The organism is Clostridioides sp. ZZV14-6154, from assembly GCF_020657785.1.
Classification (GTDB): domain Bacteria; phylum Bacillota; class Clostridia; order Peptostreptococcales; family Peptostreptococcaceae; genus Clostridioides.
In genome coordinates this window covers 190,593-215,258 of record NZ_JAGWCY010000003.1, presented here as the reverse complement: position 1 = coordinate 215,258, position 24,666 = coordinate 190,593, and the positions used below count along the sequence as shown (strand labels likewise).

Annotated in this window: 28 protein-coding genes, 1 pseudogene and 1 riboswitch; of the genes and pseudogenes, 25 read left to right on the top strand and 4 right to left on the bottom strand. The window is 29.1% G+C overall.

Features of this window, described 5'->3' with window-relative positions; all coding sequences use genetic code 11:
- The first annotated feature begins 61 nt into the window (after positions 1-61).
- The 14 genes and pseudogenes from KGF45_RS10280 to KGF45_RS10215 all read left to right on the top strand — a co-directional run bounded on the left by KGF45_RS10280 (position 62) and on the right by KGF45_RS10215 (position 11,143).
- The gene (locus KGF45_RS10280) at positions 62-691 is read left to right on the top strand and encodes a LysM peptidoglycan-binding domain-containing protein (RefSeq protein ID WP_227842537.1); all 630 of its coding nucleotides are present in this window, start codon (positions 62-64) and stop codon (positions 689-691) included.
- A gap of 242 nt (positions 692-933) precedes the next feature.
- Positions 934-2,427 (top strand): NlpC/P60 family protein, encoded by a 1,494-nt coding sequence (locus KGF45_RS10275; RefSeq protein ID WP_227842493.1) that lies wholly within the window; start codon positions 934-936, stop codon positions 2,425-2,427.
- Between the two features lie 15 nt (positions 2,428-2,442).
- The gene (locus tag KGF45_RS10270) at positions 2,443-2,769 is read left to right on the top strand and encodes a DUF2577 family protein (protein WP_077710345.1); all 327 of its coding nucleotides are present in this window, start codon (positions 2,443-2,445) and stop codon (positions 2,767-2,769) included.
- On the top strand, positions 2,769-3,197 hold the full coding sequence (locus KGF45_RS10265; RefSeq protein ID WP_077710344.1) for a DUF2634 domain-containing protein: 429 nt from the start codon (positions 2,769-2,771) through the stop codon (positions 3,195-3,197). The genes KGF45_RS10270 and KGF45_RS10265 overlap by 1 nt, the downstream gene beginning before the upstream one ends.
- Entirely contained in the window at positions 3,190-4,239 is a 1,050-nt protein-coding gene (locus tag KGF45_RS10260; RefSeq protein WP_227842492.1) for a baseplate J/gp47 family protein, read from the top strand. The genes KGF45_RS10265 and KGF45_RS10260 overlap by 8 nt, the downstream gene beginning before the upstream one ends.
- Entirely contained in the window at positions 4,239-4,856 is a 618-nt protein-coding gene (locus KGF45_RS10255) for a putative phage tail protein (protein WP_227842491.1), read from the top strand. The genes KGF45_RS10260 and KGF45_RS10255 overlap by 1 nt, the downstream gene beginning before the upstream one ends.
- 1 nt (position 4,857) lies before the next feature.
- Positions 4,858-5,637, top strand: coding sequence for a phage tail protein (locus KGF45_RS10250; RefSeq protein ID WP_227842489.1), 780 nt, complete (start codon positions 4,858-4,860; stop codon positions 5,635-5,637).
- A 16-nt stretch (positions 5,638-5,653) separates the two neighbouring features.
- Positions 5,654-7,249 carry a glycine rich domain-containing protein gene (locus KGF45_RS10245; RefSeq protein ID WP_227842488.1) on the top strand — a complete coding sequence of 532 codons (1,596 nt, stop codon included), beginning with the start codon at positions 5,654-5,656 and terminating at the stop codon, positions 7,247-7,249.
- Positions 7,250-7,264: 15 nt separating this feature from the next.
- On the top strand, positions 7,265-7,612 hold the full coding sequence (locus KGF45_RS10240; RefSeq protein WP_227842485.1) for a hypothetical protein: 348 nt from the start codon (positions 7,265-7,267) through the stop codon (positions 7,610-7,612).
- Between the two features lie 11 nt (positions 7,613-7,623).
- Positions 7,624-7,794, top strand: coding sequence for a hypothetical protein (locus KGF45_RS10235; RefSeq protein ID WP_227842483.1), 171 nt, complete (start codon positions 7,624-7,626; stop codon positions 7,792-7,794).
- Between the two features lie 129 nt (positions 7,795-7,923).
- Positions 7,924-9,693 (top strand): glycine rich domain-containing protein, encoded by a 1,770-nt coding sequence (locus KGF45_RS10230; RefSeq protein WP_227842482.1) that lies wholly within the window; start codon positions 7,924-7,926, stop codon positions 9,691-9,693.
- Positions 9,694-9,797: 104 nt separating this feature from the next.
- The gene (locus KGF45_RS10225) at positions 9,798-10,088 is read left to right on the top strand and encodes a hypothetical protein (protein ID WP_227842480.1); all 291 of its coding nucleotides are present in this window, start codon (positions 9,798-9,800) and stop codon (positions 10,086-10,088) included.
- Complete coding sequence (locus KGF45_RS10220) at positions 10,089-10,346, top strand: phage holin family protein (RefSeq protein ID WP_227842478.1); 258 nt, start codon at positions 10,089-10,091, stop codon at positions 10,344-10,346.
- Positions 10,346-11,143, top strand: a pseudogene (locus KGF45_RS10215) (N-acetylmuramoyl-L-alanine amidase). Before KGF45_RS10220 ends, KGF45_RS10215 begins: the two are co-directional and overlap by 1 nt.
- 28 nt (positions 11,144-11,171) lie before the next feature.
- Here the strand turns inward: KGF45_RS10215 and KGF45_RS10210 are convergent.
- The gene (locus tag KGF45_RS10210) at positions 11,172-11,675 is read right to left on the bottom strand and encodes a hypothetical protein (protein ID WP_200807942.1); all 504 of its coding nucleotides are present in this window, start codon (positions 11,673-11,675) and stop codon (positions 11,172-11,174) included.
- A 198-nt stretch (positions 11,676-11,873) separates the two neighbouring features.
- On the opposite strand from KGF45_RS10210, the gene KGF45_RS10205 reads away from it, so the two are divergent.
- Positions 11,874-12,692 (top strand): DUF5677 domain-containing protein, encoded by an 819-nt coding sequence (locus tag KGF45_RS10205; RefSeq protein ID WP_227842477.1) that lies wholly within the window; start codon positions 11,874-11,876, stop codon positions 12,690-12,692.
- Between the two features lie 379 nt (positions 12,693-13,071).
- Here the strand turns inward: KGF45_RS10205 and KGF45_RS10200 are convergent, their stop codons facing one another.
- Positions 13,072-13,569, bottom strand: a complete 498-nt coding sequence (locus KGF45_RS10200) for a prepilin-type N-terminal cleavage/methylation domain-containing protein (RefSeq protein WP_227842475.1) — start codon at positions 13,567-13,569, stop codon at positions 13,072-13,074.
- A gap of 279 nt (positions 13,570-13,848) precedes the next feature.
- Positions 13,849-14,025 (bottom strand): hypothetical protein, encoded by a 177-nt coding sequence (locus KGF45_RS10195; protein WP_227842473.1) that lies wholly within the window; start codon positions 14,023-14,025, stop codon positions 13,849-13,851.
- Positions 14,026-14,079: 54 nt separating this feature from the next.
- Positions 14,080-14,176: riboswitch (cyclic di-GMP riboswitch) on the bottom strand.
- 208 nt (positions 14,177-14,384) lie between these two features.
- Here KGF45_RS10195 and KGF45_RS10190 point away from each other — a divergent pair.
- From KGF45_RS10190 to rsgA, 6 genes are all read left to right on the top strand, one after another.
- Positions 14,385-14,762, top strand: a complete 378-nt coding sequence (locus KGF45_RS10190; protein WP_227842472.1) for a BlaI/MecI/CopY family transcriptional regulator — start codon at positions 14,385-14,387, stop codon at positions 14,760-14,762.
- Positions 14,763-14,865: 103 nt separating this feature from the next.
- The gene (locus tag KGF45_RS10185) at positions 14,866-15,252 is read left to right on the top strand and encodes a BlaI/MecI/CopY family transcriptional regulator (protein ID WP_227842470.1); all 387 of its coding nucleotides are present in this window, start codon (positions 14,866-14,868) and stop codon (positions 15,250-15,252) included.
- Positions 15,253-15,633: 381 nt separating this feature from the next.
- Positions 15,634-16,212 (top strand): TetR/AcrR family transcriptional regulator, encoded by a 579-nt coding sequence (locus KGF45_RS10180; RefSeq protein ID WP_227840434.1) that lies wholly within the window; start codon positions 15,634-15,636, stop codon positions 16,210-16,212.
- A gap of 56 nt (positions 16,213-16,268) precedes the next feature.
- Positions 16,269-17,213 carry an alpha/beta fold hydrolase gene (locus KGF45_RS10175; protein WP_227842468.1) on the top strand — a complete coding sequence of 315 codons (945 nt, stop codon included), beginning with the start codon at positions 16,269-16,271 and terminating at the stop codon, positions 17,211-17,213.
- Positions 17,214-17,832: 619 nt separating this feature from the next.
- Positions 17,833-18,234, top strand: coding sequence for an RNHCP domain-containing protein (locus tag KGF45_RS10170; RefSeq protein ID WP_227842466.1), 402 nt, complete (start codon positions 17,833-17,835; stop codon positions 18,232-18,234).
- Positions 18,231-19,313, top strand: coding sequence for a ribosome small subunit-dependent GTPase A (rsgA, locus tag KGF45_RS10165; protein WP_227842464.1), 1,083 nt, complete (start codon positions 18,231-18,233; stop codon positions 19,311-19,313). The genes KGF45_RS10170 and rsgA overlap by 4 nt, the downstream gene beginning before the upstream one ends.
- Before the next feature lie 387 nt (positions 19,314-19,700).
- On the opposite strand, the gene KGF45_RS10160 is transcribed toward rsgA, so the two are convergent.
- A complete protein-coding gene (locus tag KGF45_RS10160) occupies positions 19,701-20,657 on the bottom strand; it encodes a diguanylate cyclase domain-containing protein (protein ID WP_227830020.1) in 957 nt (318 codons plus the stop codon).
- A 711-nt stretch (positions 20,658-21,368) separates the two neighbouring features.
- Here KGF45_RS10160 and KGF45_RS10155 point away from each other — a divergent pair.
- Genes KGF45_RS10155 through KGF45_RS10140 form a run of 4 tightly spaced genes read left to right on the top strand, consistent with a single transcriptional unit; the run spans position 21,369 to position 24,591 of the window.
- The gene (locus KGF45_RS10155) at positions 21,369-22,364 is read left to right on the top strand and encodes an ATP-binding cassette domain-containing protein (protein WP_227842462.1); all 996 of its coding nucleotides are present in this window, start codon (positions 21,369-21,371) and stop codon (positions 22,362-22,364) included.
- Positions 22,351-23,205: an ABC-2 family transporter protein gene (locus KGF45_RS10150; RefSeq protein WP_227830018.1), complete on the top strand. Its 855-nt coding sequence runs from the start codon at positions 22,351-22,353 to the stop codon at positions 23,203-23,205. Before KGF45_RS10155 ends, KGF45_RS10150 begins: the two co-directional genes overlap by 14 nt.
- Complete coding sequence (locus tag KGF45_RS10145) at positions 23,205-23,996, top strand: ABC-2 family transporter protein (RefSeq protein WP_227842460.1); 792 nt, start codon at positions 23,205-23,207, stop codon at positions 23,994-23,996. The genes KGF45_RS10150 and KGF45_RS10145 overlap by 1 nt, the downstream gene beginning before the upstream one ends.
- Positions 23,997-24,024: 28 nt before the next feature.
- Entirely contained in the window at positions 24,025-24,591 is a 567-nt protein-coding gene (locus tag KGF45_RS10140; RefSeq protein WP_227830016.1) for a CDP-alcohol phosphatidyltransferase family protein, read from the top strand.
- Positions 24,592-24,666 lie beyond the last annotated feature (75 nt).

The window sequence follows — 24,666 nt, the reverse complement described above, 5'->3', positions numbered from 1 at the left end:
TGGTAAGAAAACTGCGGTATAGTTTCAAAAATATTTTAGAAAGGAAGTGATGTAATTGGAAATGTGGCTTAGGCAAGCAGATAATGCTTTTAGATTTCCTATATTTCCATCATCTTTTGAAGTAAAAGGAAATTCTATAGTAAATACAACAAACATCATTAAACTAGGAGAGGTAGTAGTATTTGGAGGGATAGGGCTTAGAAGTACAGATATATCTAGTTTTTTTCCTAACCAAAACTATCCTTTTTGTGATTATGCAGGATTTCCAAAGCCATACGATTGTGTAGCTTTATTAAAAGATTGGATGGAAAAAGGATATATATTAAGATTTATCATTACAGAGACTAATATAAATTTTGAATGTATAATAACAGACTTTAGTTACAAGGAGAAAGATGGGACTAGAGATGTATATTTCACTTTAAACTTAAAAGAGTATAAAAGAATACAGATACCTAAAGTAAATACTAATAATGATGAAAAGTTATCTTCTGCAAAAAATGTTCCTTTGACAAAAGGATTTGACACTAAACAAAAGACGCATAAAGTAGGTAAAGGCGATAGTCTTTGGTCACTTGCAAAAAAATATTATGGAAATGGAGATTTGTGGAAGAAAATTTATGATGCAAATAAAAAGTTAATTAAAAATCCTGACCTAATAAAAGATGGATGGGTGTTAATGATTCCTTAACTTGGAGGTGATTTATAATTAGTAATAACATAAAACTAAAAGTACACATAAAAAGTGGTAATATCTATGATATAACTGATATAGTTGAAAAAGTAACTTGGAGTGGTGATTATAAGTCACCATCAAGGACATTAGAATTTTCTATAGTACAGTCAGCTTCTGATATTAACTTTCAGCAAATTAATATACCTATAGCCAGTACAGTTTGTTTTTATGTAGATGATAAAGAAATCTATCGAGGAATGATAATTAATAGGTCTAAAGACTCTAGTAACAATAGTATTAGTTTTGTATCTAAAGATATGGGTTTTTTACTTACTCAAAGCGAGGTATCATATAACTTTAAAGATAAGTTGGTTGAAGATATAGCAAAACAAGTCTTTAATGATAATAAACTTGCAATTGGAAATATACCTAAAACTAATGTTAAATACACTAAGATGTTTATTGGTGTAACTGGATATGACACTATAATGAGTGTATATACAGAAGCTAGTAAGACAACTAAAAAAAAGTATATGATAGAGTCTAGTGTAGATAAATTTAATGTTATTGAAAAAGGGACTATTACACTAAATGTTATGTTTGAAGAAGGGGTTAATCTTATTAACACGAGCTTTTCAGAGAGCATGGAGAATGTAAAAAACAAGGTCTTAGTAGTAGACCAGTACGGCAACAAGATAAGTGAAAAGGTCAATGATGAGATTTTTAAGGACGTTGGAGTAATAATGCAAAAGGTTATACAGCAACAAGAAAATAGTACTGTAGATATAGAAAGTGAATTTAAAGGAATAGAGCAGACTTGCAGCCTGAAAGGTTATGGTGATGTAAGTTGTATAACTGGTAGAGGTGTAAAAGTTAAGGATAGTTACACAGGTCTTACAGGGCTATTTTATATAGACACAGATAAACATAATTGGGACAGTAGTGGAAATTACGAGATAGATTTAGATTTAAATTTTCAAAATCTTATGGATGAAAAGTCAGCAGGACAGGACGAACAGAAGGAAGAAAGTTCAGCTTTTGGAGATGGTACACTAAATGGTAAAGAAGTAAAAGCAGAATTTACAGCTTATTATCCATCTAATAATCAAATGGAAGGTGGCTACTACCAAGCCATGGACGGCAAAAGACTTGTGCCTAGCAATAACACTTGTGCTGCACCTTCACAGCTTAAATTTAAGACAAAAATTCAAGCAAAATGTGCAGGGACAAAAATAGACGGGAAAACATATACAGTTACAGACCGTGGAGGAGCTATTAAAGTAGTTAATGGAGTATATAAAATAGATATATTAATGTCTAGTAAAGAAGAATGCAATAAATTTGGAAGAAGAAAAGGAACTATAATTATAGGTGATGGTACAGGATATACAAATGCAACAGGAAAAGCAGGTACAGTAATAGCAGAAGCTAAAAAACATCTAGGGAAGCCTTATAAATGGGGTGGAAATGGACCTAGTAATTTTGACTGTTCGGGATTGATGGTATATTGCTTTAAGAAAGTTAATGTTAATCTGCCAAGAACATCAAGACAACAAGCAACTAAAGGCAAGAAAGTAGAAAAAAATAATCTACAAGCAGGAGATTTAATATTCTTTAAAAATCCGATAAGTCATGTTGCACTTTATATTGGAAATGGAGAATTTATTGAGGCTCCAGAAACTGGAAAAAATGTTAGAATACGAAAATTAAGTAGTAGAAAAGATTTTAATACAGCTAGGAGAGTATTATAAAAGGATGGTGAGATAATGGCTAATCCAATCAATGAATTTATAGGAATAATAAGAGAAGAAGGAAAATATCACAATCAACCTTCTTTTTTTATTGGAAAAATTAAAAGTAAATTACCAGATTTAAAAATAGAGACAAATAGCATCATATTAGAAAAAGAAGATATTTTGATAGATAGTTGGATGCTTGATAGACAGATAGAAACATTTAACACAGAAACGAATCAAGAACACCAACATAAAGTAAAAAATCCATTTATAGATACCTTTGAGGAAGATAACATGGTTATAATGTTTAAAATAGGTGATAAATTTGCTGTTGTAAGTAAGTTGGTGAGCTTATAATGAGTACAATATTTCCTTTTATAGGTGTTCCAGAGGATTATATCTTACCTAAAACTGAAGAATTACCGATTTTTCGTGAAGTGGCTTGGAATTTTGAAAAAGATGAGCCTGTTTTAGAAAATGGAGATTTTAAGATTGTTGAAGGAAATGAAGCTATTAAAGTTTGGGTGTACAAATGTATTAAAACCAATAGGTATGAACATGAAATTTATAGCTGGGGCTATGGAACTGAATTATCTGAACTAATAGGGCAGAAATATAGTAAAGGTCTTACAGAAAGTGAAGCTAGTAGATATATAAAAGAGTCTTTATTAGTTAATCCATATATATTAGATGTTAGTGTTGCAAATACAAAATTCATAGATGATTTACTAAGTGTAGATATACAAATTTCAACGATTTATGGGGAGGTGGAAGTTAATGTATAGTAGTCAAACATATGATGTTGTTAAAAACAGAACTCTATCCAATATAGACCTAAATGTTTATAAGGGCGAAGGCTCTTTTTTAAGTGATATGATATCTCCTGTTAATAGTGAATTAGCAAAATTCTATATAGAACTTTCATATCTTCATAAGAAAGCTTTTATAGAAGATAACTTCGATGATTTTCTTGATAAGAGAGTAAATGAGTTTGGAGTATATAGAAAACTTGGAACAGAGGCAATAGGTGAGGTAATATTTGAAGGAAAAACTGGAACAATTATTCCAAACGGAACAATAATTTCTTACAATGAGTTATTATTTGTAGTAATCAAAGATATAGAAATTAGTTCGGAAATCGAACAAAATACAAGCCCTGTACAGGCTTTAGAAATTGGTATTAGATATAATATGCCTGCAAGTACTGAATTTAAGTTACAAGACGAAATAGCTGGAGTAACAAGAATTTATAATAATTTAGCATTTCAAGGTGGTACAGAAATAGAAACAGATGAGGAATTAAAAGAGAGATTCTATAAAATACAGAAAAATCAAGCTACAAGTGGAAATAAGGCTCATTATGAAGAATGGGCTTTAGAGGTTGATGGTGTATATAATGCAAAGGTATATCCAAGATGGAATGGTTCTGGAACGGTTAAAGTTCTTTTATTTGGTCAAAATAATCAGTCTGTTGAAGAAGAAATAATAAATAAATGTAGAGAACATATCGAGGCAGAAATGCCAATAGGATGTACATTAACAGTCGCAACACCTTCGCCACTTAATATAAGCATAAGTGCAACTATAAAACTAGAAGCAGGATACACACTAGATTTTGTAAAAGAAAGTTTTTTAGAAAGCATTAATGGCTATTTAATAAATGTTAATAAAGAAATAATTTACACTAAAGTAAGTGCAATACTTGCATCTATTGAAGGTCTACATGACTTTAGCAACTTAATTTTAAATAATAAAGCTGAAAATATAGTATTTGAAGAGGACAAAGTACCAAGTGTGACAACTTTAGAATTTAGCGAGGTGGTTTAATGAAATTAATTGATAAGCTACCTTCTTTTTATAACAATGATATTACTAGAAAAATACAAGAAGCTTATGACATAGAACTGGAGACGCTTAGAGAAACGTATGACGATACTTTTGACCAATTCTTTGTTGATACAGCCACCTGGGGACTTGATTACTGGGAAAATATTTTATCTATTAAAAATAGATTTGATTTAAGTATAGAAGATAGAAGAAGTAATATAAAAGCGAAAATGCGTGGTAAGGGTACAACTACTATAGAAGTTATAAAAGCTATAGGAGAGGCTTATACAAAGACTAATGTTGATGTAGAAGTATTTAGTAATCTATTTAGTTTTACACTTAGCTTTATAACAAATAATTGTAGTTATAACACTATTTTAGAATTAGATAAGAAAATAGAAGAAATAAAACCATGTCATCTTGAACACAAATTTGAAATGATTTTATTTAATCAAAATAACATGTTTACAGGTTCTACAATGAATACAGGTGAAACAGTTACTATATATCCTTACAGTCCAACTGATATAACTTCTTTTGGAGAATTGACTATAACTACAGGTAATGACAGAAGTATGGAAAAAGTAACATTATATCCTAGACAGGAGGTGGTATAGGTTGGCAGAACAAAAATATTATACACTTTTGACAACGATAGGAAAGGCATCTATTGCAAATGCAACAGCTTTAGGCAATAAAGTAGATTTAGTTAAATTACAGCTTGGTGACGGAGCAGGGGCAGAATATAATCCAACGGAAGAACAAACTTCTCTAAAAAACGTAGTTTGGGAAGGTTCTATAAATAATGTAAAGATAGACGAAGAAAATCCAAACTGGATAGTAATAGAAACTGTAATCCCAGGTAGTGTGGGTGGCTTTATGATAAGAGAAGTAGGGATATTTGATTCAAAAGAACAACTAATTGCAGTATCTAAATATCCAGAAACGTACAAACCAACTGCTGACTCGGGGAGTGTAAAAGACTTAGTTATAAAAATTATTTTAGTAGTTTCTAATACTTCAAGTGTAAATTTGAAAGTAGACCCAACAGTAATTTTAGCAACTTTAAAAGACATACAAGAGTTAGACACTAAAATTGATACAACCAAAACAGAATTAACAAGCAACATAGAAACTGCTAAAACAGAGTTAAACAATAAAATAGGGGATACAACACAACTCACTACAACAGATAAAACTAGTCTTGTTAGTGCATTAAATGAGGTTAAAACTAGTGTAGATAGCATAGAAACAACAGCAGAAAAAACAAGTTATAATAATGCAACAAGCAATCTTACTGCTACTACTGTGCAAGGGGCAATAGATGAAGTGGTTGCAAAGATAGAAGGATTTAATGGGGTTAACATAAATACAATAAATAATATGTTACCTATATAGAAAGGAGAATGTTGAAATGGCTAAAGTTTATGATTTTATTAGTAGATATAGTGGTCAAACTGTTACTTTGCCACGTGGCAAATACTTACTTGAATGTTGGGGAGCAGCAGGCGGTGGAGGTAGTAGCATAGCTGACCCTAATTTACGTTCTAAAGGAGGATATAGCAAAGGTGAACTTACATTAAAAAAAGAAACTACCTTACATGTTTATGCTGGATATAGTGGTCGACATAGTCTGTATTCAACCCCGTTTAATGGAGGAGGAAAGGCGCTAATACACGAAAGTGACAGTAATAAAAATACCGTTTATTGCCATGGAGGAGGAGCGACTGATATTAGACTCGTTGGAGGGCAATGGGATAATGAGCAAAGTCTTTTATCTAGAATAATTGTCGCAGGAGGTGGAGGAAGAAATTTTTTTGAAACTAGAGGTGGAGATGGTGGAGGTAGCAACGGTGGTTCCACCGAATACAGCAAGGGAGGAACAAATACAGGTGGAGGGAAAGGCATAAACGGAACTGATGGTTCATTTGGGAAAGGAGGAAGCGGAATATCCAGTGGTGAATATTCAAAGCAAGGAGGAGGTGGAGGAGGATGGTATGGTGGAGGAAGTGGTGGTGGTGCTGGTGGTGGAAGTGGCTATGTTTTAACAGAAAATAGCTACAAACCAGCTGGATATATCCCTACAAAAGAGTATTGGCTAGAAAATACTGTTACAACTATAGGTGGAGGTATTGCAGGAGAAGACGGAAAAGCTAAAATAACGCTATTGCAAGGATTACCTTTTCTCATTATCAATTCTTATACATCAGAACAGGCTATTTTTACAGCAGGACATACAGAAGAAAATAAACTATCTAAAATTGAATGTTTTATAGATGATGTATTAAAAGAAACTTTTACTACAGATTTATACTTAGAAAAAACTATTAACTATACACTTGAAGATAATGCACTTCATACACTTAAAATAGTTGTTACAGATATTAATAACATGACTTATGAGCAAGTTGTTACTATAAGTAAGAGTATAATGCCACTACCAGCTAATGCTAATTTACAAGATATATCAACTAAGTTAGCAGAGATTGGAGAAAGTTTCAAAAGTGGTAAAACAAGTATTATAAATACTTTAGCATTAAAGAATATAGAAGCAAGTTTAAATAATACACTTGTGGAGTTATCAGAGAAAATTAAGGCGGGTTTTGATAGTGGAGATGCTAGTGTGCAGGAATTGCAAAATAGGATAACAGAATTAACTAATCAGTTAAGCCAAAGAAAAAGATGGGCAAGTGGTACAGATACTATTATTGACCCTAGTGCATTAAGATTTCATCATCAAGTTGATTTTGAGCCAAACTTAATAATTTTTTTCATAGGGCAGCATAATAGTTCAAATATAGATACAGCAATCTATTACAAAAATGCTACATGGAGTCAATCTAGTCCATCATGTGGAAGTTTTTTTAAAATTATAAATGGAGTTACAGTTCATTTTAGAGTTTCAATTAATATTATGTTTAATAATTCTTTTGATGTTTATGTTATTAAAGATGACCATCCTGAAATAACTGGAGCTACAACATGGGTTAAATGGTTTGTTTTTGAATAGGAGGAATTAAAAATTATGAATAAAGCTAATAGAATAATATATGACCAGTCAGGTAAAATATGGCTACAAACAGGTGAAGCAACAGGTGATGTATTAGAACATGATATAATAACAGAATTGCATTACTTAGATGTTGAGTTTGGAAGTATAGACTATAGTAAACAATATATAGAATCAATAAATCCAATCACAAAAGAACCTGTTTTAAAAAATATAGAAGTCATTTTGACAGATGAACAAAAGAGATTAAAAGCATTAGAAGAAGAACTAAGTATGTTAAAAGAAGAAAATAAAAATAGAGATAGTGAGATAGTAAACACAGCCTTTGAAGTAGAAAATATAAGATTAAATAACAATTTATAGGAGGAAATGATATGTATAACTTATTAAAATTAATGATAGAACAAAAGAACTATAGTACTAAAGAGGATTTACAACAGAAGATAGATGTATTTTATGCAGTAAATAGAATTACAGAGGAACAATATTTAGAATTAACGGGTTTATTAAATAAAGAAGAAGTACCAGTAGAACCAATAAAATAGGTTCTTTTTTATTTCTAAAAATATATAAATTCATTTACATTTTGCCTACACTTCATCCACACTTTGTAGACGTTTATAGTTTTAAAATTAGGTATAATAAAACCATAAATTAAGAAAGAGGTGGATTAAATGGCAACAGTTTATGAATTTAATTATACAGGAAGTGAACAAAGTATTACATTAAAACCTGGTAAGTATAGAATTACTTGTTATGGTGCATGTGGTGGAGCATTACATTATCAAAATAATACTCCTAAAGGTGGACGTGTTTATGGGACTTTGACTTTAAAAAAAGATACTAAATTATATATATATGTTGGGCAAAGTGGATGGTATGAAGCTGATTCAACGACTACTATTGATAATAGAACAGGTTTTAATGGTGGAGGTAAAGGTGCTTTTGCTAGTGGTAGTGGAAAAAAATATTCTCTTTGGGGTGGTGGTGCTACAGATGTAAGGCTTATTGGGGGTACTTGGGATGATGAACAAAGTTTATTGTCTAGAATAATTGTTGCAGGTGGTGGGGGTTCTCGTACTAGTGCTTCTTGCAAACCTGGAAATGGAGGAGGAACAAATGGTGATAATTCTCAGTATAATTCTTCTGTAAATTTCTCATCTGGAGGAACTCAATTCGATGGAGGAAGGGGCCTAGAAAATAAATATAGTGGCACTTTTGGTAAAGGAGGCGATTTTCATGATAGTAATACTTTCCTTTGTGGAGGTGGAGGTGGTTGGTTTGGTGGTGCTTGTGGAGTTGAAGGTTCAGGAGGTGGAAGTGGATATATATTAACTAAATCTAGTTATAAACCTGTTGCATACACTCCTACATCTGAGTACTATTTTGAAAATTCTTGGTATGAAAATGGTGGTGCAAATGCTTATATAAATGGTTATTGCAAAATAGAATTGCTACAATCATTACCTTTTTTAACTGTATCTTCTTATAACTCCACACAAGCAATATTTAAGGCAGACCACACAGACCCTACACTATTAACAAAAATAGAAATATTTATAGATGATATATTAAAAGAAACTATTACAACAGATTTAACTCTTGAAAAAACAATTAACTACACATTAGAAGATAATGCACTACACACTCTTAAAATAGTTGTTACAGACAATACTAATGCTACAGCAGAAAAAGTTGTAAGTATAGGCAAGAATATAATGCCATTAGGTGATGATGCCAGTCTACAAGACATAGCAACAAAAGTTAGCGAAATGAAAGAGGGTTTAAAAGGTGGAAAAAGAAGTATTGTAAATGTATTAGCATTAAAGGATATAGATGCAAGTTTGAACAATACATTTGTTGAATTATCTGAAAAGGTAAAAGATTATTTTGATGGTGCAGATTATTTTTTCCAAGAGGCCAATAAAGGAAAAGAATTAATTGCAACTACCATTGGTTTACCTGCAACAAAAGAAAATACTTATCAAGAATTATCAAGTTATATAACTGGATTTAAAAATACTATAGGTACATTAACTACTCAACTTGAAAGTGCTAGTAATAAACTGTCAGACCCTTATATTGCAAAAGTGAATAGCAAAGGTACTCCAAATACTTTTACAGTTGATTTTCGAATGTATCATCCATCATCATCATTTACTCGCAGAAGCACTTGTATCTATGTTGATGTTACTTTTATTCACTATACTACACCAGGAGATATGAGCACAGGTATTCATAAAAGTGTTAAGTATGTTAAAACTGATACTAAAGATTTGAATAGTTATAGAATATTTTATGATGGTGATGGAACTCTTAGCTTAACTTATGAAAATGATTCTGTGAGAGTTGTTATACAAGGAGGTTATACAAATTCGCCTAGCAGAAAGAAGTCTGATGTTTATTCTTATAATGTTCGTATGGTAAATACTTATTGGGATTAATGAAGATATTAAAACAAGTATAGGTGTTTGTATACAAATAGAATTAAATAAAAAGAGCTTAGACAATTCTAAGTTCTTTTTTATGTAAGAAATAAGGAGGGTATATGGAAGAAATAAGCATAAATCTATTATGTGCAGTAGCAGGAGTTATAATATCCTACTTAGCATTTAAAAACAACTCAAACAGAAAAATACAAGACGAAACAGAAACAACTACAAAATTAGAACAACAAATAACTTTTTTATGTGAGAATGTAAGAGATATAAAACATGATGTAGCTAAGTTTAATGCTAGTTTTTTGGATATAAGTGAAAGAGTTGTAAAAATAGAGGCAAGCACAAAACAAGCACATCACAGAATAGATGAAATTATAAGTAGAATTGGAGGAAAATAAATGGATAATTTAATAAGTTTCATACCTGAGCAATTACTTTTATTGGTAGTTGCTCTTAATGTATTAGGATTTGGATTTAAGAAATACAAACAGTTAGATAATAAATATATTCCAGTTATATTGCTTGTATTAGGTATAACATTTTCAATATGGATGTTAGGATTTAAACCAACTTCAATCTTGCAAGGTATTTTATGTTGGGGAGTAGCCATAGGAGCAAATCAAGTTTACAAACAGTTGAAGGATGGTGATAAATAATGAAAATAGCAATAGTACCAGGACATACATTAAGTGGAAAAGGAACAGGAGCAACTGGCTATATAGACGAAGGAAAAGAAAACAGAATTTTAACTGATTTAATTGTAAAATGGTTGAAACAAGGTGGAGCTACTGTATATACTGGAAAAGTAGATAAATCTAGTAATTACTTAGCAGAGCAATGTCAAATAGCCAATAAACAAGATATAGACTTAGCAGTACAAATCCATTTCAACGCAAATAAAACAACACTAAACGCAATGGGTACAGAGACAATATACAAAACTAATAATGGTAAGGTATATGCTGAAAGAGTCAACAAAAAACTATCAACAATATTTAAAAATAGAGGTGCAAAATCGGATGTAAGAGGGCTTTACTGGCTTAGTCATACAAAAGCTCCTGCAATATTAATAGAAGTATGTTTTGTAGATAGTAAAGCAGATACAGATTATTATATTAAAAATAAAAATACAGTTGCAAAGCTAATAGCTGAGGGTATATTAAATAAGAATATAAGTAGTGGGGGAGTGAATAAAATGATAAAATACACAATAGTCTATGATGGAGAGGTTGACAGAATACCAGCTGAGGTTATTGGTTGGAATTATAAGAAAGAAGAATGTAGAGTATGAGATATAAAAGATTATGTACCTGGCCAGACGCAAAATCTTTATGTTGTAGGTGGTGGAGCATGTAATAAGATAGGTTCTATAACTAAAGAAAAATACACTATGATAAAAGGCAATGATAGATTTGACACACTTTACAAAGCATTAGATTTTATTGATAGATAGATTAGAAGGTAGCAACTAGAGTTAGTTGTTACCTTCTTTTTTTATACTTTCTTTCTCTAAGTATTTTCTTTTTCATATCTTCTAATACATCTAATGCAGTAGTATAAAATTGTATATCATCTCGATAAGGTTTGGCTATACTTAAAGAAGTAGACTGTACATAGGCTAAAAAGATAATAATACATATTAATTGAATAAGTAAATCTAAATTAGGGCATTTAATTTTTAAGATATTAAATACTAAGTTAGATAAATATGATTCTACAATATTAGATGAAAGATTATATAATAACGAAAAAACTATTGCAATTAGAGCTATATACAATGCATTACCAGGATTATTATTTTTTTCTAATTGTCCTCGAATTCTAGTCTGCTCGATTTCTATCTTTCGAATGCTATCTACAGTTTCAATTTCATTATAATGATTATATATTTTTATATAATATTCATGGTATTTTTTTATATTTTTCTTATTTCCTTTAAAACGTTTTTTTAATTTTCTATTTTGATTCCAACTTATCAAATTCATAAAATCCCCCATAAATTCATATATAATATACTTTAATTTATAGCATACTTAAGAGTTTATATCAGCAATTTGTCGAACGATTTTAAAGTAGCAATATAAGAAAATATGAAATGTTAATATTTAAGGAATAAATAAATGAAATCTAAATTTTTATGTAGTATTATAATTATATAAAATAAAACTAAAGGAGAATTATTGATGAATAAAATAAAACTTATAAGAAATATAATGCCTAGTGTAGAAGAAAATTTAATAAAAAATGGGAGTCCGCATGTAATATTTTCAGAGTATGAGTATCTGAGAGAAGTTATGACATTATATGCAAAGCAACATAATTTAATAGAAAGCACAATATTATTATTAGATAATAATATGTGTGAAGAAGCATATATATTAGCAAGGTCAGTTCTTAATAATTATTTTTTAATAGAATATTTATTAAATGACAATGAAGATAAATCTAGATTAAAAGAATATCAAATACAGCCATTATTAGCAGAACGAAAATATTGGAAAAAAGTTAAAGATATTTTAAATAGAAATCTTATGAAAAAATTTCACGAAGAAGGTAAATTATTAGATATTAATGAAAATAACATTAATAGAACTATTGGCCAAATTGAGGCAAATATTCAAAATGAAAATTTTAGACCAAATAAACACTTATTAAATATTACAGACTTGGCAAGAGACATAGGAGGAGTAGGAATAGAATTATATTTAGCTTATTACACACATGCAAGTAAATATGAGCATTCTGATATTTCATCTTTAGATATTTATAGAGAAGAAGTAAATGTAGATAATGTATCAAACAAACAAGCCTTTATTATGAATACAGATAGAACTGATGAAAGTCTTAGAGAGCGTATAGAGAGTATTATTACAACTTCATATGTAGAATCATTTAGAAGAATATTAGAAGAAATAAGTGTGAAAAATTCACATTTATTGATTAATTTCAAGGAAGAAAAATTAATGGAAATATCTCTTGCTATAATACATAATTTTGGATAAACATTCAAATAACATATAATAATATGAACTAAAATTATCCAATAAAAATAAAATTGATGATATAATAAAAAATATTCAATCCTATAAGGTATTTACTTAGCCTTCAAGCATCCTAAAAAGGTGCTTTTTTTATTTCTAATTTACATCAATTTATATAAAGGCATCAATTACTCAACGAAGTTATTCAAACTATCTTAAAATCGATTGTATTAGTTCCATTTTCACTTAAAACTACCAATAATTTATGATATAATAAAAAAATAGAAGTGTACTACCAATACACTTCTATAGTTAATTAAGCATTCTCTTGGTGGGGAGTGCTTTTTTCATTTTTCCAAACAACATTGTTTTTTCATCTGTAATTATCAAATCAATGTCATTAAGTATTTGATTTATCACCATTTAAGAAAGTTATTTTAATAGTTATTCTTCCCTGATTGTTGTATATTTCTATTGAATTTCCATAATCGTCTTCTAATTTATCTGTACCACTTTTGCTTATTTCTCCATCTGGAACTATAAGTAATTCTAAGTGTCCTTCATGACCACCAGAAGATGATAAAACGTACGAACCATTGTAAGGCATTCCTAGACCCTCTATCTTATCTGTTAATGGGTCATCTTTAAGACCTCCATTTATAATTATTTTTCCATCTTTTTTGGACCATGATATGCTGTTTCCATCAGTGAATTTTGATTCATCAGCATAGTAGCTAAGGGACGCACTTTTTATTGCACTTATATCAGATTCAAGTTTAGCTATCTTTGCTTTTTCTATATTTTTAAATAATGCTGGAAGTGCTACTATCGCCAATATTCCTATTATAGCAATTACTACTAATAATTCCACTAAAGTAAACCCTTTTTTATTTTTCATTTATTTCACCTCCGTATAAAATAAATAATATGTAAATTTTTTTGTTTTATTGATTTCTATTTTCTACATTTTACCATATATAGACAAAAAAATCACTTTCAATGATAAGAATACTATTATTTTATAATTCTTGTAAATGATTTAAAATGATATTTCTTGTTAGAAAAGATATAAGTGCTGTGTCAAAATAAAGAAAACTACAGTCATATCAATATAATTATCAATACTATTTAAATGTAGATAAAACTAAAAAGGGTTCTTCTAGAAAATAAATTTTATTTAATTATACTTACTTACCAATACCATAACTTGGTGCAAACAAGGCTCTACTACATTTTTTCCGTACTCTAATATAAAATCATCTAGCTGTGTATCTATAAAATCACAATAATCATATGAACTACCAATATAAGCAGTCAACATATGTGTACATCTATCTATTTTATCTCTAAACATATATATTATTATCCCCCTAAAAAACTTTCATAAAAACAAAAAGAACAATATCTTTTTGGCAACTGGCTGACATAACTCATAGTTTATTTTATAAGCGTTAGTCCCTATAGCTTTGCGTCACTAAATTTCTCTAGTTTTGCCAATTTAGTTTTATTCTACAACTAAAATAATACAATAGAATTAGTTATTATTCAACAAGATTGTTTGAAAATTGAATAAATTTATAGATATGAAAGTTATTTTTCTTCTAAGAAAACAAACTAAAACAGTAGAATATATGGTAAATTTTACCTGTAGTTTTTGTGCTAAAAAGCTCCTATTATTAGTTTAAGTTAGACTGAATGAGGGAGCGACATAAGATGAAAGAAGAAATATTAATAGAAAAATTATTAAGAGCAGAATTAATAGTTATGGAGTATTTATGGAAAAAAGATTCTATAATGTCTAAAAAAGAAATTGTAACTGATATAAAACAGATGTATGGGTGGCATAAAAGTACAATAAAAATACTACTAAAAAGGCTAGTTGACAAAGGTTATTTGGCTAGAGATATTATAAAATTTCAATCTCATTATAAAATAATAATAGATAACAAAGAATATTATGCTTTTAAGAAAAAGGTACTAAAATCTAGCAAAAACAGAAAAATAATACGTTCTCTTACTACTACACATAAAAATGTAAGTAAAGAGAAGTTAGACTCATTAGAAGAGTACTATAAAAACTTAAAAGAATGATTTGGTAAAAATTGGATGGAAATATTTGGTGTAATTCTCTTGTTTGTAAAACTTTATTGTTATAGAATTTATTTATACATAAATCGACAAGGAGGTGTGTACTATGAAAATTAGTAAATTACCAGAAGCGGAATTAAAAGTTATGAGATATATTTGGGAAGCTAACAAAGCATTAACATCTAGAGAATTAGTTGCCGCAATGGAAGAAAAATACGAATGGAATGAATCAACTACATTCACGGTTTTAAAAAGGCTAGAGCGAAGGGAGTTTTTAAGTACAGAGAAAATAGGTAAACTTACACACTACAATATACTAGTAAAAGAGAAAAAATATTTAAGGTTTGAAACGAAAGAATTTTTAAAGAATATACATAAGAATTCAATATCAAGTCTAATGTCAGCATTACATAGTAAAGATGATGAAGAATTAGATGATGAGAAATTAGATAAGTTAGAAGAAGAGTTTAGAAATTTAAAAGATGATGAATAAATCGGTGGCAAACTGTATTTTGCCACCGATTTGCCACCATTTTAAAAACTATCGTTTTTTATAACAAATTCTATAGAGGGTAGCATAGTATAGTAGTTTCCATTAGCTTAGTTATTTAAAAATTTTAAAAACTATCATAGGCTAATCTAGCATAGTAGTTTTTACACTCTACACATGTGGAAACTGTAGCTAAGATAATCAAGCAATAGTAACGTTTATATTAAGATTTAAACAATAAAAACAGGAAAGGCTCTTTAGGGAGCCTTTTTTCTATTTCATAATTCAATAATGAACAAAATTAAAGTTCTGTTTTTTAATAATGAACATACATTGTAATTATTATTCTCTGCAAGTATGATATTTCTAGGAGGATTACTAAAGATGCAGATAAAAAAAGAAGAAATAAAAAAGAAAATTGCAGAAGTTGCAACAAATGAATTTTTAAAAAAAGGTTATGAAAATTCTTCTATGAGAACTATAGCAAAAAAAGCTCATACATCTATTGGAAATATGTATAATTACTATCCTAATAAGGAAGCACTTTTGAAATTTATAATAATGCCAACTATCAATGTAGTTGAGGAAAATCTATCAAAGCACATTTGCTTAGAAGAAAATAAAGTGTTAACAAAGGAATCAGCTTTACTATATCTAGAGGATTTAAACAACTTTTTAGAAAAAAGTGGATTTAAATATTTTCTAAATAAAAATATGATTATTCTTCTTAAGTTAGAAAGCACTAATTTAGTAGTTTACAAAGAAAGAATTATTAATGATTTATGTAAGCATTTACAATGGCATTTAAACATAGAAGATTTTCATTATTCTAAAATGATAATTAATATGTTAATAGATTGTATGAAATACATACTCATTGAGTATGAGGACTCATATGAAGCATACTTGCAGTTTTCTAAAATATTTCGCATACTTTGTACGGGATTAATTGGACAAATATAACAATATTGTCTAAAAATAAAATATCATTAATTAAAATGAGAGGAGCATAGTAAAATATGCAATATTATTACAATCAAACAGAATGGAAATTAGTTCAACCATATTTACCTTTAAATAATCAGTTAAGAGAAAAAAATTTACCTAACGAATATTTTATAAAATGGGAAGGAATAAACATTCATATTGACCACTATAAAGTTGATAATCACAAGGGTACTGTTATTGTATTTCATGGGGTTGGTGGGAATGGGCGATTGCTTTCAAGTCTTTCTCTACCCTTAGTAGAAGCAGGATATGAAGTGATTTGCCCTGATTTGCCACTTTATGGGAATACAGAAATATTAAGTGTTTTGGAAACTACTTATGATACATGGGTTGATTGTGGAACTTTTTTGGTTAACTACTTTCAAGATAAAGGTAAAAAAATATCATTATTTGGACTAAGTGCAGGCGGATTTTTAGCATATCAAGTGGCCTGTAATTGTAAAAATATATATGCATTAATGGCTTCTTGCTTTTTAGACCAACGTATTCCAATAATGATTGAACAAACAGCTATTTCACCACTCATAGGAAAAGTAAGCAAAAAATGCTTACCTATAGCAAATAAATTATTTCCCAATTTCAAGATACCAATTAAACTAGTTGGCAATATGAAAAAAATTGTAAATAATAAAAACTTAGCTAAAATTCTTATCAAGGATAAAAAATCTTCTGGAAGTAAGGTAACAATCTCTTTTTTATATGGGATGCTGAACCCTTCTGTTAGTATAGAGCCAGAAAATTTTAATGATTGTCCAGTATTATTAGTTCATCCTGAAAATGATTGTTGGACAGATATATCATTAAGTAAACTGTTTTTTGACAGATTAACAGGCGATAAAAGGGTTACTATGCTTGAAGGTGCAGGGCATTTTCCAATAGAAGAAAATGGATTGAATAAAATGAGTAGTACTTGTATTATATTTTTGGAACACTGTTATAAAATAACAAATTTATAGAATTATATTTATTTTCTCTATCTATTATCATAAGAAAAAATATAAAAATACTTAATATAAAAAATTAATATTGAGTGAATATTAGATTTGAAAAGACCCCTAAATGCTATAGAATAAAGAAATTAGACAAACCTAAATATATGAGTATATTAAATTATACTTGAATATAAAAATATTTTGTGGTAAAATATCAGCAATAATATTAGTAAAGGAGTGTCTTGCTTGATGTCAGAGTTATATATAATGGTAACCAACAAATAAATAGTTGGAGACACATATGTATTCTGTTTAATCAGAATTTTTAAGTGTATTTTTGATACATTTAATTGTTGTGTCTTACTCTGCCTTTATAGATAACTAACATATGACAACAAATAATAATATTATTATATATTACTTTGTTAAATTATGGTGTAGTGGGCTTTAATCTGCTACACCGTTATTAATTTTACATAGTGCTATTTTGAATATAATTATGTTGAAATAGAAAAGATTAAATTTTCTAGTCCACAGGAGTTTTCTGTTTTTGTGTAGGTAAATATGTATACCACATAAAAAGGCAGATATAAATACCTGTGGATTTTTTTTGTGGAAAATGCAAGATATGGAGGATTTAAAAATGAATTATACAAATAGAAAGCGAGCTTATTATCAGGATAACACTTGTCTAGATAATTTTATTTGCAAAAAGTGTGGTTGCCTTGTAGTTCCAGAAGGCTCTGGGACACAGCATAGAAATCACTGTCCTCATTGCCTACACAGTCTTCATGTGGATATTATTCCTGGTGACCGTGCCGCAGATTGTGATGGTGATATGGAACCCATTGGAGTATGGGTAAGAAAAAATGGTGAGTGGGCAATCATTCATCGTTGTGCACGCTGTGGTCATCTTAGTTCTAACCGAGTGGCAGCAGATGACAATCCAATGAAATTAATGTCGATTGCATTAAAGCCATTAGCACAGCCACCTTTCCCTTTGGAAAAAATCACTGAAATCATGGAGAAGGAGGAAGAAAAATGAAGAGCACAGAGCAGATTGATTTGAGAGAATATGGTCTGAACGACAGTTTTATTGCTCAGATTGTCGAATATCCTGATTTGTACCTTGCACGAATTGTGTCACAGGAAAAGAGTATATATCAGGCTATCTGTGCAAATGGTGAACTTTTTGCAGAAGTTTCAGGAAAACTACGTTTTGAGGCTACCATACCATCTGACTTTCCAGCTGTTGGCGATTTCGTTATGTTGGATCGTTGCACTGACAAAAATGGTAATGCTATTATTCATCATGTGCTCCGCAGAAAAAACCTGTTCGTGCGTAAGGCTTCTGGAAAGACAAATGAGGAGCAGGTGGTTGCAGCTAACATTGACATTGTTTTTCTGTGCATGTCATTGAACAAGGATTTCAATCTTCATCGATTGGAGAGGTATCTGTCTCTAGCATGGGAAAGTGGGGCTATTCCAGTAGTGATACTCACTAAAGCGGACCTGTGTGACAACTTGCTTCGCAAGCTACAGGTAATTGATTCTGTAGCTTTTGGTGTGGATGTAGTCGTTACCTCATCTATAGAGCCATATGGATGGCAACAGATTTTCAAGTATATCAAACCTGGATGTACTGTTGCTCTGCTTGGCTCCTCAGGAGTTGGAAAGTCTTCATTAATTAATTGTCTGTTGGGTGAGGAACGACTGAATACAAAGGAAATTCGCATAGATGATGATAAGGGGCGACATGCCACGACTAGAAGGGAGTTGTTTCTAATCTCAGGTGGGGGTATAGTTATTGACACACCAGGTATGCGAGAGTTAGGAATGTGGGATGTTTCAAATGGACTGGATAAAAGCTTTACAGATGTGGAAGTTTATTTCGGAAAATGTCGTTTCCGCAACTGTACCCATACCTCAGAACCAGGCTGTGCTATTTGGTCAGCCATTGAGCAGGGTAAACTTTCGCCTAAAAGGTGGGAATCTTATCGTAGGCTGAAAACCGAAGCAGTCTTTGCAGAAGATAAGGGCAACTATTTGGCAGAAAAGGAAAAGAAATTCAAAAACATTGCAAAAATAAATAAAACAATTCAAAAATATTTAAAAAATAAATAAGATAATTCAAACCTGAGTGTAGTCATTTTTACCTATTTATTCATTCGTTGATGGATTGAAAAGCTACTTATTTATTGAAGTTTTAGTTATCTGAGAGCTAGAGGAACAGACACAGAGCCGATGAACTTGTGAGTAGTAGCAGTTATCGGCTCTGTGTCTAGATACTTTTTATGTTCTTTTAGTATCCATTTACAAATACATCAAATAATGCTTAAAAAGCAGTTGTTGCATTTACTTATCTAACAAAAGGCGTTTGTGGTTGTAATCACCAATAGGATTCTTACTATAGATGTATAATTATATAGATGTATCAGTTTAAATAAAGATAGAATAAAGCAATAACATACCAGTTAGGAGGTTATTTTATACATCTGAAATTCTTTAATCTTAAAACCAACTAAAATTTCCTTTGTTGTTTCGTTTTGTATAATATAGAGCATAATCAGATTGTTTATATAAAGATTGAAAAGTATCTAAATTACTTTCTAGTTTTGATATACCTATAGAGCAAGAATTGCTATCAGAACATAACTTTGCAACTTTTTTTGCCTTATTTTCAACATCTTCCTTAGACTGATTGATATATTCAAATACAGCAAATTCATCTCCACCAAGCCTTCCAATAATAGCATCATTGGCAAACACTTTAGTCAAAATATTAGCAAATTGTATTAATATTTCATCTCCTCTAACATGGCCAAATATATCATTTATTTGCTTAAAATTATCTAAATCAAAAATATAAAAATACCCACATGAAGTAGTTTCTAGCATTTCTTTTATATGTACTTCAAAAAAATGACGATTATATAATCCAGTCATAAGGTCTTTTTCTGATTTTAACTTAAACTCATGAGCCATAGCTAGAGCTTCCTTTGCTTTTTCAGTTATTGTTTTAGGATAGTATTCATCTTTTGCTTGCTCAAAGTTTGGAATAGAATGGTGTACATGGAGCAGTGTGATTTTACCATCTATAACTTTGTATACCATAGTAAATCTAGTATCCATTTCTATATATATGTCTTTTTCTAAGTACTCTTCTTCTATTACCCATAGCGTTCCATATACTATAAAAGTTTCATTTGTAACTTTAGTACATGAGTACCATTCATCTATAATTTTAAAATTTATTTCTTCTGATTCTTGTTGGTCTTTTTCAAGATTTATAATGAAGTTTTCTAATGATGTATAAAATTCATGCTTTCCTGTTCCAAACAATGTAAAATTATCATCTAATAAAGAAATGATAAATTGTACGCCATCATCGTCTGGATTTAAAGTATAAATGTGCCAGATTTTTTTTGATAAATCACATAATTGTTCTTGTACTGTATTATTTTCCATAGAGTAACCCCTTAAGATTTTTAGTTTATAATTCTTTTAGTTAATACTATTTGTTTGGAAGCTTGTGACAATATTATAATATAAAATTAAAAAAATTGCATCTGATTTGTATAATAGTGTACTTTGGAAGAAGGGAGTATAGGAGTGTTATTTCTAATATAAATACTGTATTTTTAAATTTTGCTTAAACTAATTAATGAAATTAAATTTCAATTGTAAATAAATAAGATAAATATATGAGTATCTTAAATTATACTTGAACATAGAAAAGTTTTATGATAGAATATCAACAATAATATTAGTAAAGGAGTGTCTTAATGTCGGAGTTATATATAATGGTAACCAACAAATAAATAGTTGGAGACGCATATGTATTCTGTTTAATCAGAATTTTTAAGTGTATTTTTGATACATTTAATTGTTGTGTCTTGCTCTGCCTTTATAGATAACTAACATATGACAACAAATAATAATATTATTATATATTACTTTGTTAAATTGTGGTGTAGTGGGCTTTAATCTGCTACACCTTTATTAATTTTACATAGTGTTATTTTGAATATAATTATGTTGAAATAGAAAAGATTAAATTTTCTAGTCCACAGGAGTTTTCTGTTTTTGTGTAGGTAAATATGTATACCACATAAAAAGGCAGATATAAATACCTGTGGACTTTTTTTGTAGAAAATACAAGATATGGAGGCAATAAAAATGAGTATTATTGAACTTAATGAACTGACTAAATCTTATAGAAGATTTGAGAAAGAGCCAGGACTTATGGGAAGCATAAAATCTTTATTTAATAGAAAATATACAGAAAAAACAGCTATATCATCCCTTGATTTAAAAATAGAGGAAGGAGAATTTGTCGGATTAATAGGTCAAAATGGAGCTGGAAAAACAACTCTTGTTAAGATGATGACTGGAATTATTGCGCCATCATCTGGAAAAGTTTCTATCATGGGTTATTATCCAAATAAGTTAGAAAATAATTTTAAAAAACAATATGCTGTTGTTATGGGGCAAAAAAGTCAGCTATTTTTTGAATTGACACCAGCAGATACATTTCTATTGTTTAAAGAACTATATGATATATCTGATGAAGAGTATAAAAAGAATTTGGATTACTTTATAGAGTTGTTTGAAGTATCTGATTATCTAAATGTTCAAGTTAGAATACTTTCTTTAGGAGAAAGAATGAAAATGGAGCTTATTGTAGCACTTCTTCATAATCCTAAAATTTTATTTTTAGATGAACCAACAATAGGTCTAGATGCAGTGGCACAAAAACAAATTAGGTATTTTCTGAAAGAAGTAAATGAGAAAAAAGGTACTACAATAATGCTTACATCTCATTATATGGAAGATATTAAGAGCCTTTGTAGTCGAAGTATTGTCATAGAAAATAGTCATAAAATATATGATGGCTCTACAGATGAATTATTTAATCATTTTCAAAAATATAAGAAAATAACAGTTAGCTTTACTGATGAAACCAAAATTTTATTTCCAAAAGACTGTAAGATTATTGAGCAAACAAAACATAAAACATCAGTAATTGTGCCAAAAGAAAAGGGGAATGAAACTGTTAAATGGATTTTTGATAAGTATGATGTTGAGGATGTAACAATTGAAGAAGAAGATATAGGGAATGTTGTAGAACGAATATACAAAGAAGGATGTGAAGAGTATTATGAACAACTATAATGAAGCATATTCAAGACAATCATGGTTTTATAAATTTAAACAAAATATAAGAAAGTACTATGAAATAGCTAAAATTAATTTCAAAGTACAACTTATTTGGAGGTTTGATGTAGTAGTTAACATGATGTTTACTATTATAAAAATTTTATTTGTTTATATTTTGTGGAAGGCAATTTTTGGTGAAAATGACATAGTTTCTGGCTTTACATTTAATTCAATGTTGTCTTATTATATAATAAGTTCATTTTTATCAGGTATTGATATGTCAAGAAGTACAAGTGAGGAGATATGCAATCGTGTAAAGTTGGGTACATTTTCAAAATACATGATTATTCCGATTGATACACAAAATTATTTTTTTGCTAAAAATTTAGGAATGACTTTTTTTTACTTAGTATTTAATCTAATTTCTGCTTTTGTATGGATTTTTATATTTAAAATAGATTTTGCTTTTACATCAAATCCAATACAAATTTTAATTTCAATTTTGATGATTTTCTTAGGGCTTGTTTTTATGATTCAGCTTCATTTCTTTATTGGAATTTTATCATTTAAATTTCTAGAGATTGGTTTTTTTAGAATGATAATCGATAATATAACTGAATTTGTTACAGGAACAATGATACCACTTGTACTTTTACCAGAAGTTGTAGTAACTATTATGAAGTTCTTTCCATTTTATTACACAACCTATTTACCATCTATGTTATTAATAGGTAGAAATAGTAATGAGGCAGTGCAAGGACTGATTATTATAGCATTATGGGTCTTATTCTTTTTTATATTAAATAAAATTGTCTATAAAAGGATGAGAATACTATTTGATGGGGTGGGGATATAATGAAAAAAAATTTTAAAATAATATTTATGTTACTAAAAATGAAATTATCAAAAATGATGGTGTTTAGATTTGATTTTTTTGGAGAATTTTTTGTAGATAGTTCATTATTTATATTACAATTGTTAATGTTCAATGGTATTTATTCTCATGTAGATTCAATAGGAGGTTGGCAGCGTGGAGATATGCTAATATTTATAGGAACTTTTTCATTAATAAATGCTATAAATATGACCATTTTCTGTTTTGGAATTTATGATATTCCACGCAAAATTCAAGAAGGAGAATTAGATTATTATATTACAAAGCCAATAGACCCATTGTTTAGATTGACATTTGAGAATATTAATATTGGTTCATCACCTTTAATTTTGGCAAGTGTATTTATAGTTGTATATGGAATATCTGAATTAAATTCAGAAATAACTTTTATTATGATAATAGCATATATATGTATGGTTTTATTGATGACATTGCTTTTTTATGATGTGTGTATTATATTTCGAACAATTTCATTTTTTGTTATATCATCCTCTGCTATAATGAGATTAGAAGGTAATTTACTACCAATGAATATGAAAATTCCAGGTGTAATTTATGAAGGTATTTTTAAACTACTATTTTATTTGATTTTGCCATATGGAATTATGTCAACAATCCCAACTCAAATTTTGTCTGGGACATTAAAAATAAAAGGGTTAATCTACTCAATTGGTATTGTATTTGTTTTTACAGTATTTATGTGGAGATTTTGGAAACTAGGAATGAAACATTATAAAAGTGCAAGTAGTTAATAAGTTATCAGTTTTGAGGTGACAAGGAATGAAAAATATAGCAAATATTATTACTATACTTAGAATTATTTTATCAATAGCTTTGCTCAAAATAGATATGTTTTCTTCTTTATTTTTTACAGTCTATATTATGTGTGGAGTAAGTGATTTTCTTGATGGATATATAGCTAGAAAAATGAATATGAGAAGTAAGTTTGGTTCAAGGCTTGATAGTATAGCTGATATATGTTTAGTAATATCAATGTTTATTATTATGCTTCCAGTAATAAATATTTCAAAGTATATAGTATTATGGATATTAATAATTGTCCTTATTCGAATTACATCAATAATTGTGGTGATTCGTAAATACAATACATTTGCTATATTACATACATATGGAAATAAATTATCTGGGTTTATGTTATTTTGTTTACCTTTATTTTATAACATTATGAATATAAATTTACTTGGAAGTATAGTTTGTGTTGTAGCAAGTATCTCAGCCATTGAAGAAGTAATAATACATATATTATCTAAAGAGTTGAAAATAGATATTAGTAGTATTATAGAAGTACTTATTCATAAATCTGTTTCATATGATACTAGACGATAGAAACTAAAATTTACATCAGTATTGACTCAAAGACTCAAAATAATTAGATTAAAGATTAAGAAATTATCCTTATCG

Excerpts from the sequence above, each read along its gene's own strand:
- KGF45_RS10280 (WP_227842537.1), top strand. The coding sequence starts at position 62 with ATGTGGCTTAGGCAAGCAGATAATGCTTTTAGATTTCCTATATTTCCA.
- KGF45_RS10275 (WP_227842493.1), top strand. The coding sequence starts at position 934 with ATGATAATTAATAGGTCTAAAGACTCTAGTAACAATAGTATTAGTTTT.
- KGF45_RS10270 (WP_077710345.1), top strand. The coding sequence starts at position 2,443 with ATGGCTAATCCAATCAATGAATTTATAGGAATAATAAGAGAAGAAGGA.
- KGF45_RS10265 (WP_077710344.1), top strand. The coding sequence starts at position 2,769 with ATGAGTACAATATTTCCTTTTATAGGTGTTCCAGAGGATTATATCTTA.
- KGF45_RS10260 (WP_227842492.1), top strand. The coding sequence starts at position 3,190 with ATGTATAGTAGTCAAACATATGATGTTGTTAAAAACAGAACTCTATCC.
- KGF45_RS10255 (WP_227842491.1), top strand. The coding sequence starts at position 4,239 with ATGAAATTAATTGATAAGCTACCTTCTTTTTATAACAATGATATTACT.
- KGF45_RS10245 (WP_227842488.1), top strand. The coding sequence starts at position 5,654 with ATGGCTAAAGTTTATGATTTTATTAGTAGATATAGTGGTCAAACTGTT.
- KGF45_RS10240 (WP_227842485.1), top strand. The coding sequence starts at position 7,265 with ATGAATAAAGCTAATAGAATAATATATGACCAGTCAGGTAAAATATGG.
- KGF45_RS10235 (WP_227842483.1), top strand. The coding sequence starts at position 7,624 with ATGTATAACTTATTAAAATTAATGATAGAACAAAAGAACTATAGTACT.
- KGF45_RS10230 (WP_227842482.1), top strand. The coding sequence starts at position 7,924 with ATGGCAACAGTTTATGAATTTAATTATACAGGAAGTGAACAAAGTATT.
- KGF45_RS10225 (WP_227842480.1), top strand. The coding sequence starts at position 9,798 with ATGGAAGAAATAAGCATAAATCTATTATGTGCAGTAGCAGGAGTTATA.
- KGF45_RS10220 (WP_227842478.1), top strand. The coding sequence starts at position 10,089 with ATGGATAATTTAATAAGTTTCATACCTGAGCAATTACTTTTATTGGTA.
- KGF45_RS10210 (WP_200807942.1), bottom strand. The coding sequence starts at position 11,675 with ATGAATTTGATAAGTTGGAATCAAAATAGAAAATTAAAAAAACGTTTT.
- KGF45_RS10205 (WP_227842477.1), top strand. The coding sequence starts at position 11,874 with ATGAATAAAATAAAACTTATAAGAAATATAATGCCTAGTGTAGAAGAA.
- KGF45_RS10200 (WP_227842475.1), bottom strand. The coding sequence starts at position 13,569 with ATGAAAAATAAAAAAGGGTTTACTTTAGTGGAATTATTAGTAGTAATT.
- KGF45_RS10195 (WP_227842473.1), bottom strand. The coding sequence starts at position 14,025 with ATGTTTAGAGATAAAATAGATAGATGTACACATATGTTGACTGCTTAT.
- KGF45_RS10190 (WP_227842472.1), top strand. The coding sequence starts at position 14,385 with ATGAAAGAAGAAATATTAATAGAAAAATTATTAAGAGCAGAATTAATA.
- KGF45_RS10185 (WP_227842470.1), top strand. The coding sequence starts at position 14,866 with ATGAAAATTAGTAAATTACCAGAAGCGGAATTAAAAGTTATGAGATAT.
- KGF45_RS10180 (WP_227840434.1), top strand. The coding sequence starts at position 15,634 with ATGCAGATAAAAAAAGAAGAAATAAAAAAGAAAATTGCAGAAGTTGCA.
- KGF45_RS10175 (WP_227842468.1), top strand. The coding sequence starts at position 16,269 with ATGCAATATTATTACAATCAAACAGAATGGAAATTAGTTCAACCATAT.
- KGF45_RS10170 (WP_227842466.1), top strand. The coding sequence starts at position 17,833 with ATGAATTATACAAATAGAAAGCGAGCTTATTATCAGGATAACACTTGT.
- rsgA (WP_227842464.1), top strand. The coding sequence starts at position 18,231 with ATGAAGAGCACAGAGCAGATTGATTTGAGAGAATATGGTCTGAACGAC.
- KGF45_RS10160 (WP_227830020.1), bottom strand. The coding sequence starts at position 20,657 with ATGGAAAATAATACAGTACAAGAACAATTATGTGATTTATCAAAAAAA.
- KGF45_RS10155 (WP_227842462.1), top strand. The coding sequence starts at position 21,369 with ATGAGTATTATTGAACTTAATGAACTGACTAAATCTTATAGAAGATTT.
- KGF45_RS10150 (WP_227830018.1), top strand. The coding sequence starts at position 22,351 with ATGAACAACTATAATGAAGCATATTCAAGACAATCATGGTTTTATAAA.
- KGF45_RS10145 (WP_227842460.1), top strand. The coding sequence starts at position 23,205 with ATGAAAAAAAATTTTAAAATAATATTTATGTTACTAAAAATGAAATTA.
- KGF45_RS10140 (WP_227830016.1), top strand. The coding sequence starts at position 24,025 with ATGAAAAATATAGCAAATATTATTACTATACTTAGAATTATTTTATCA.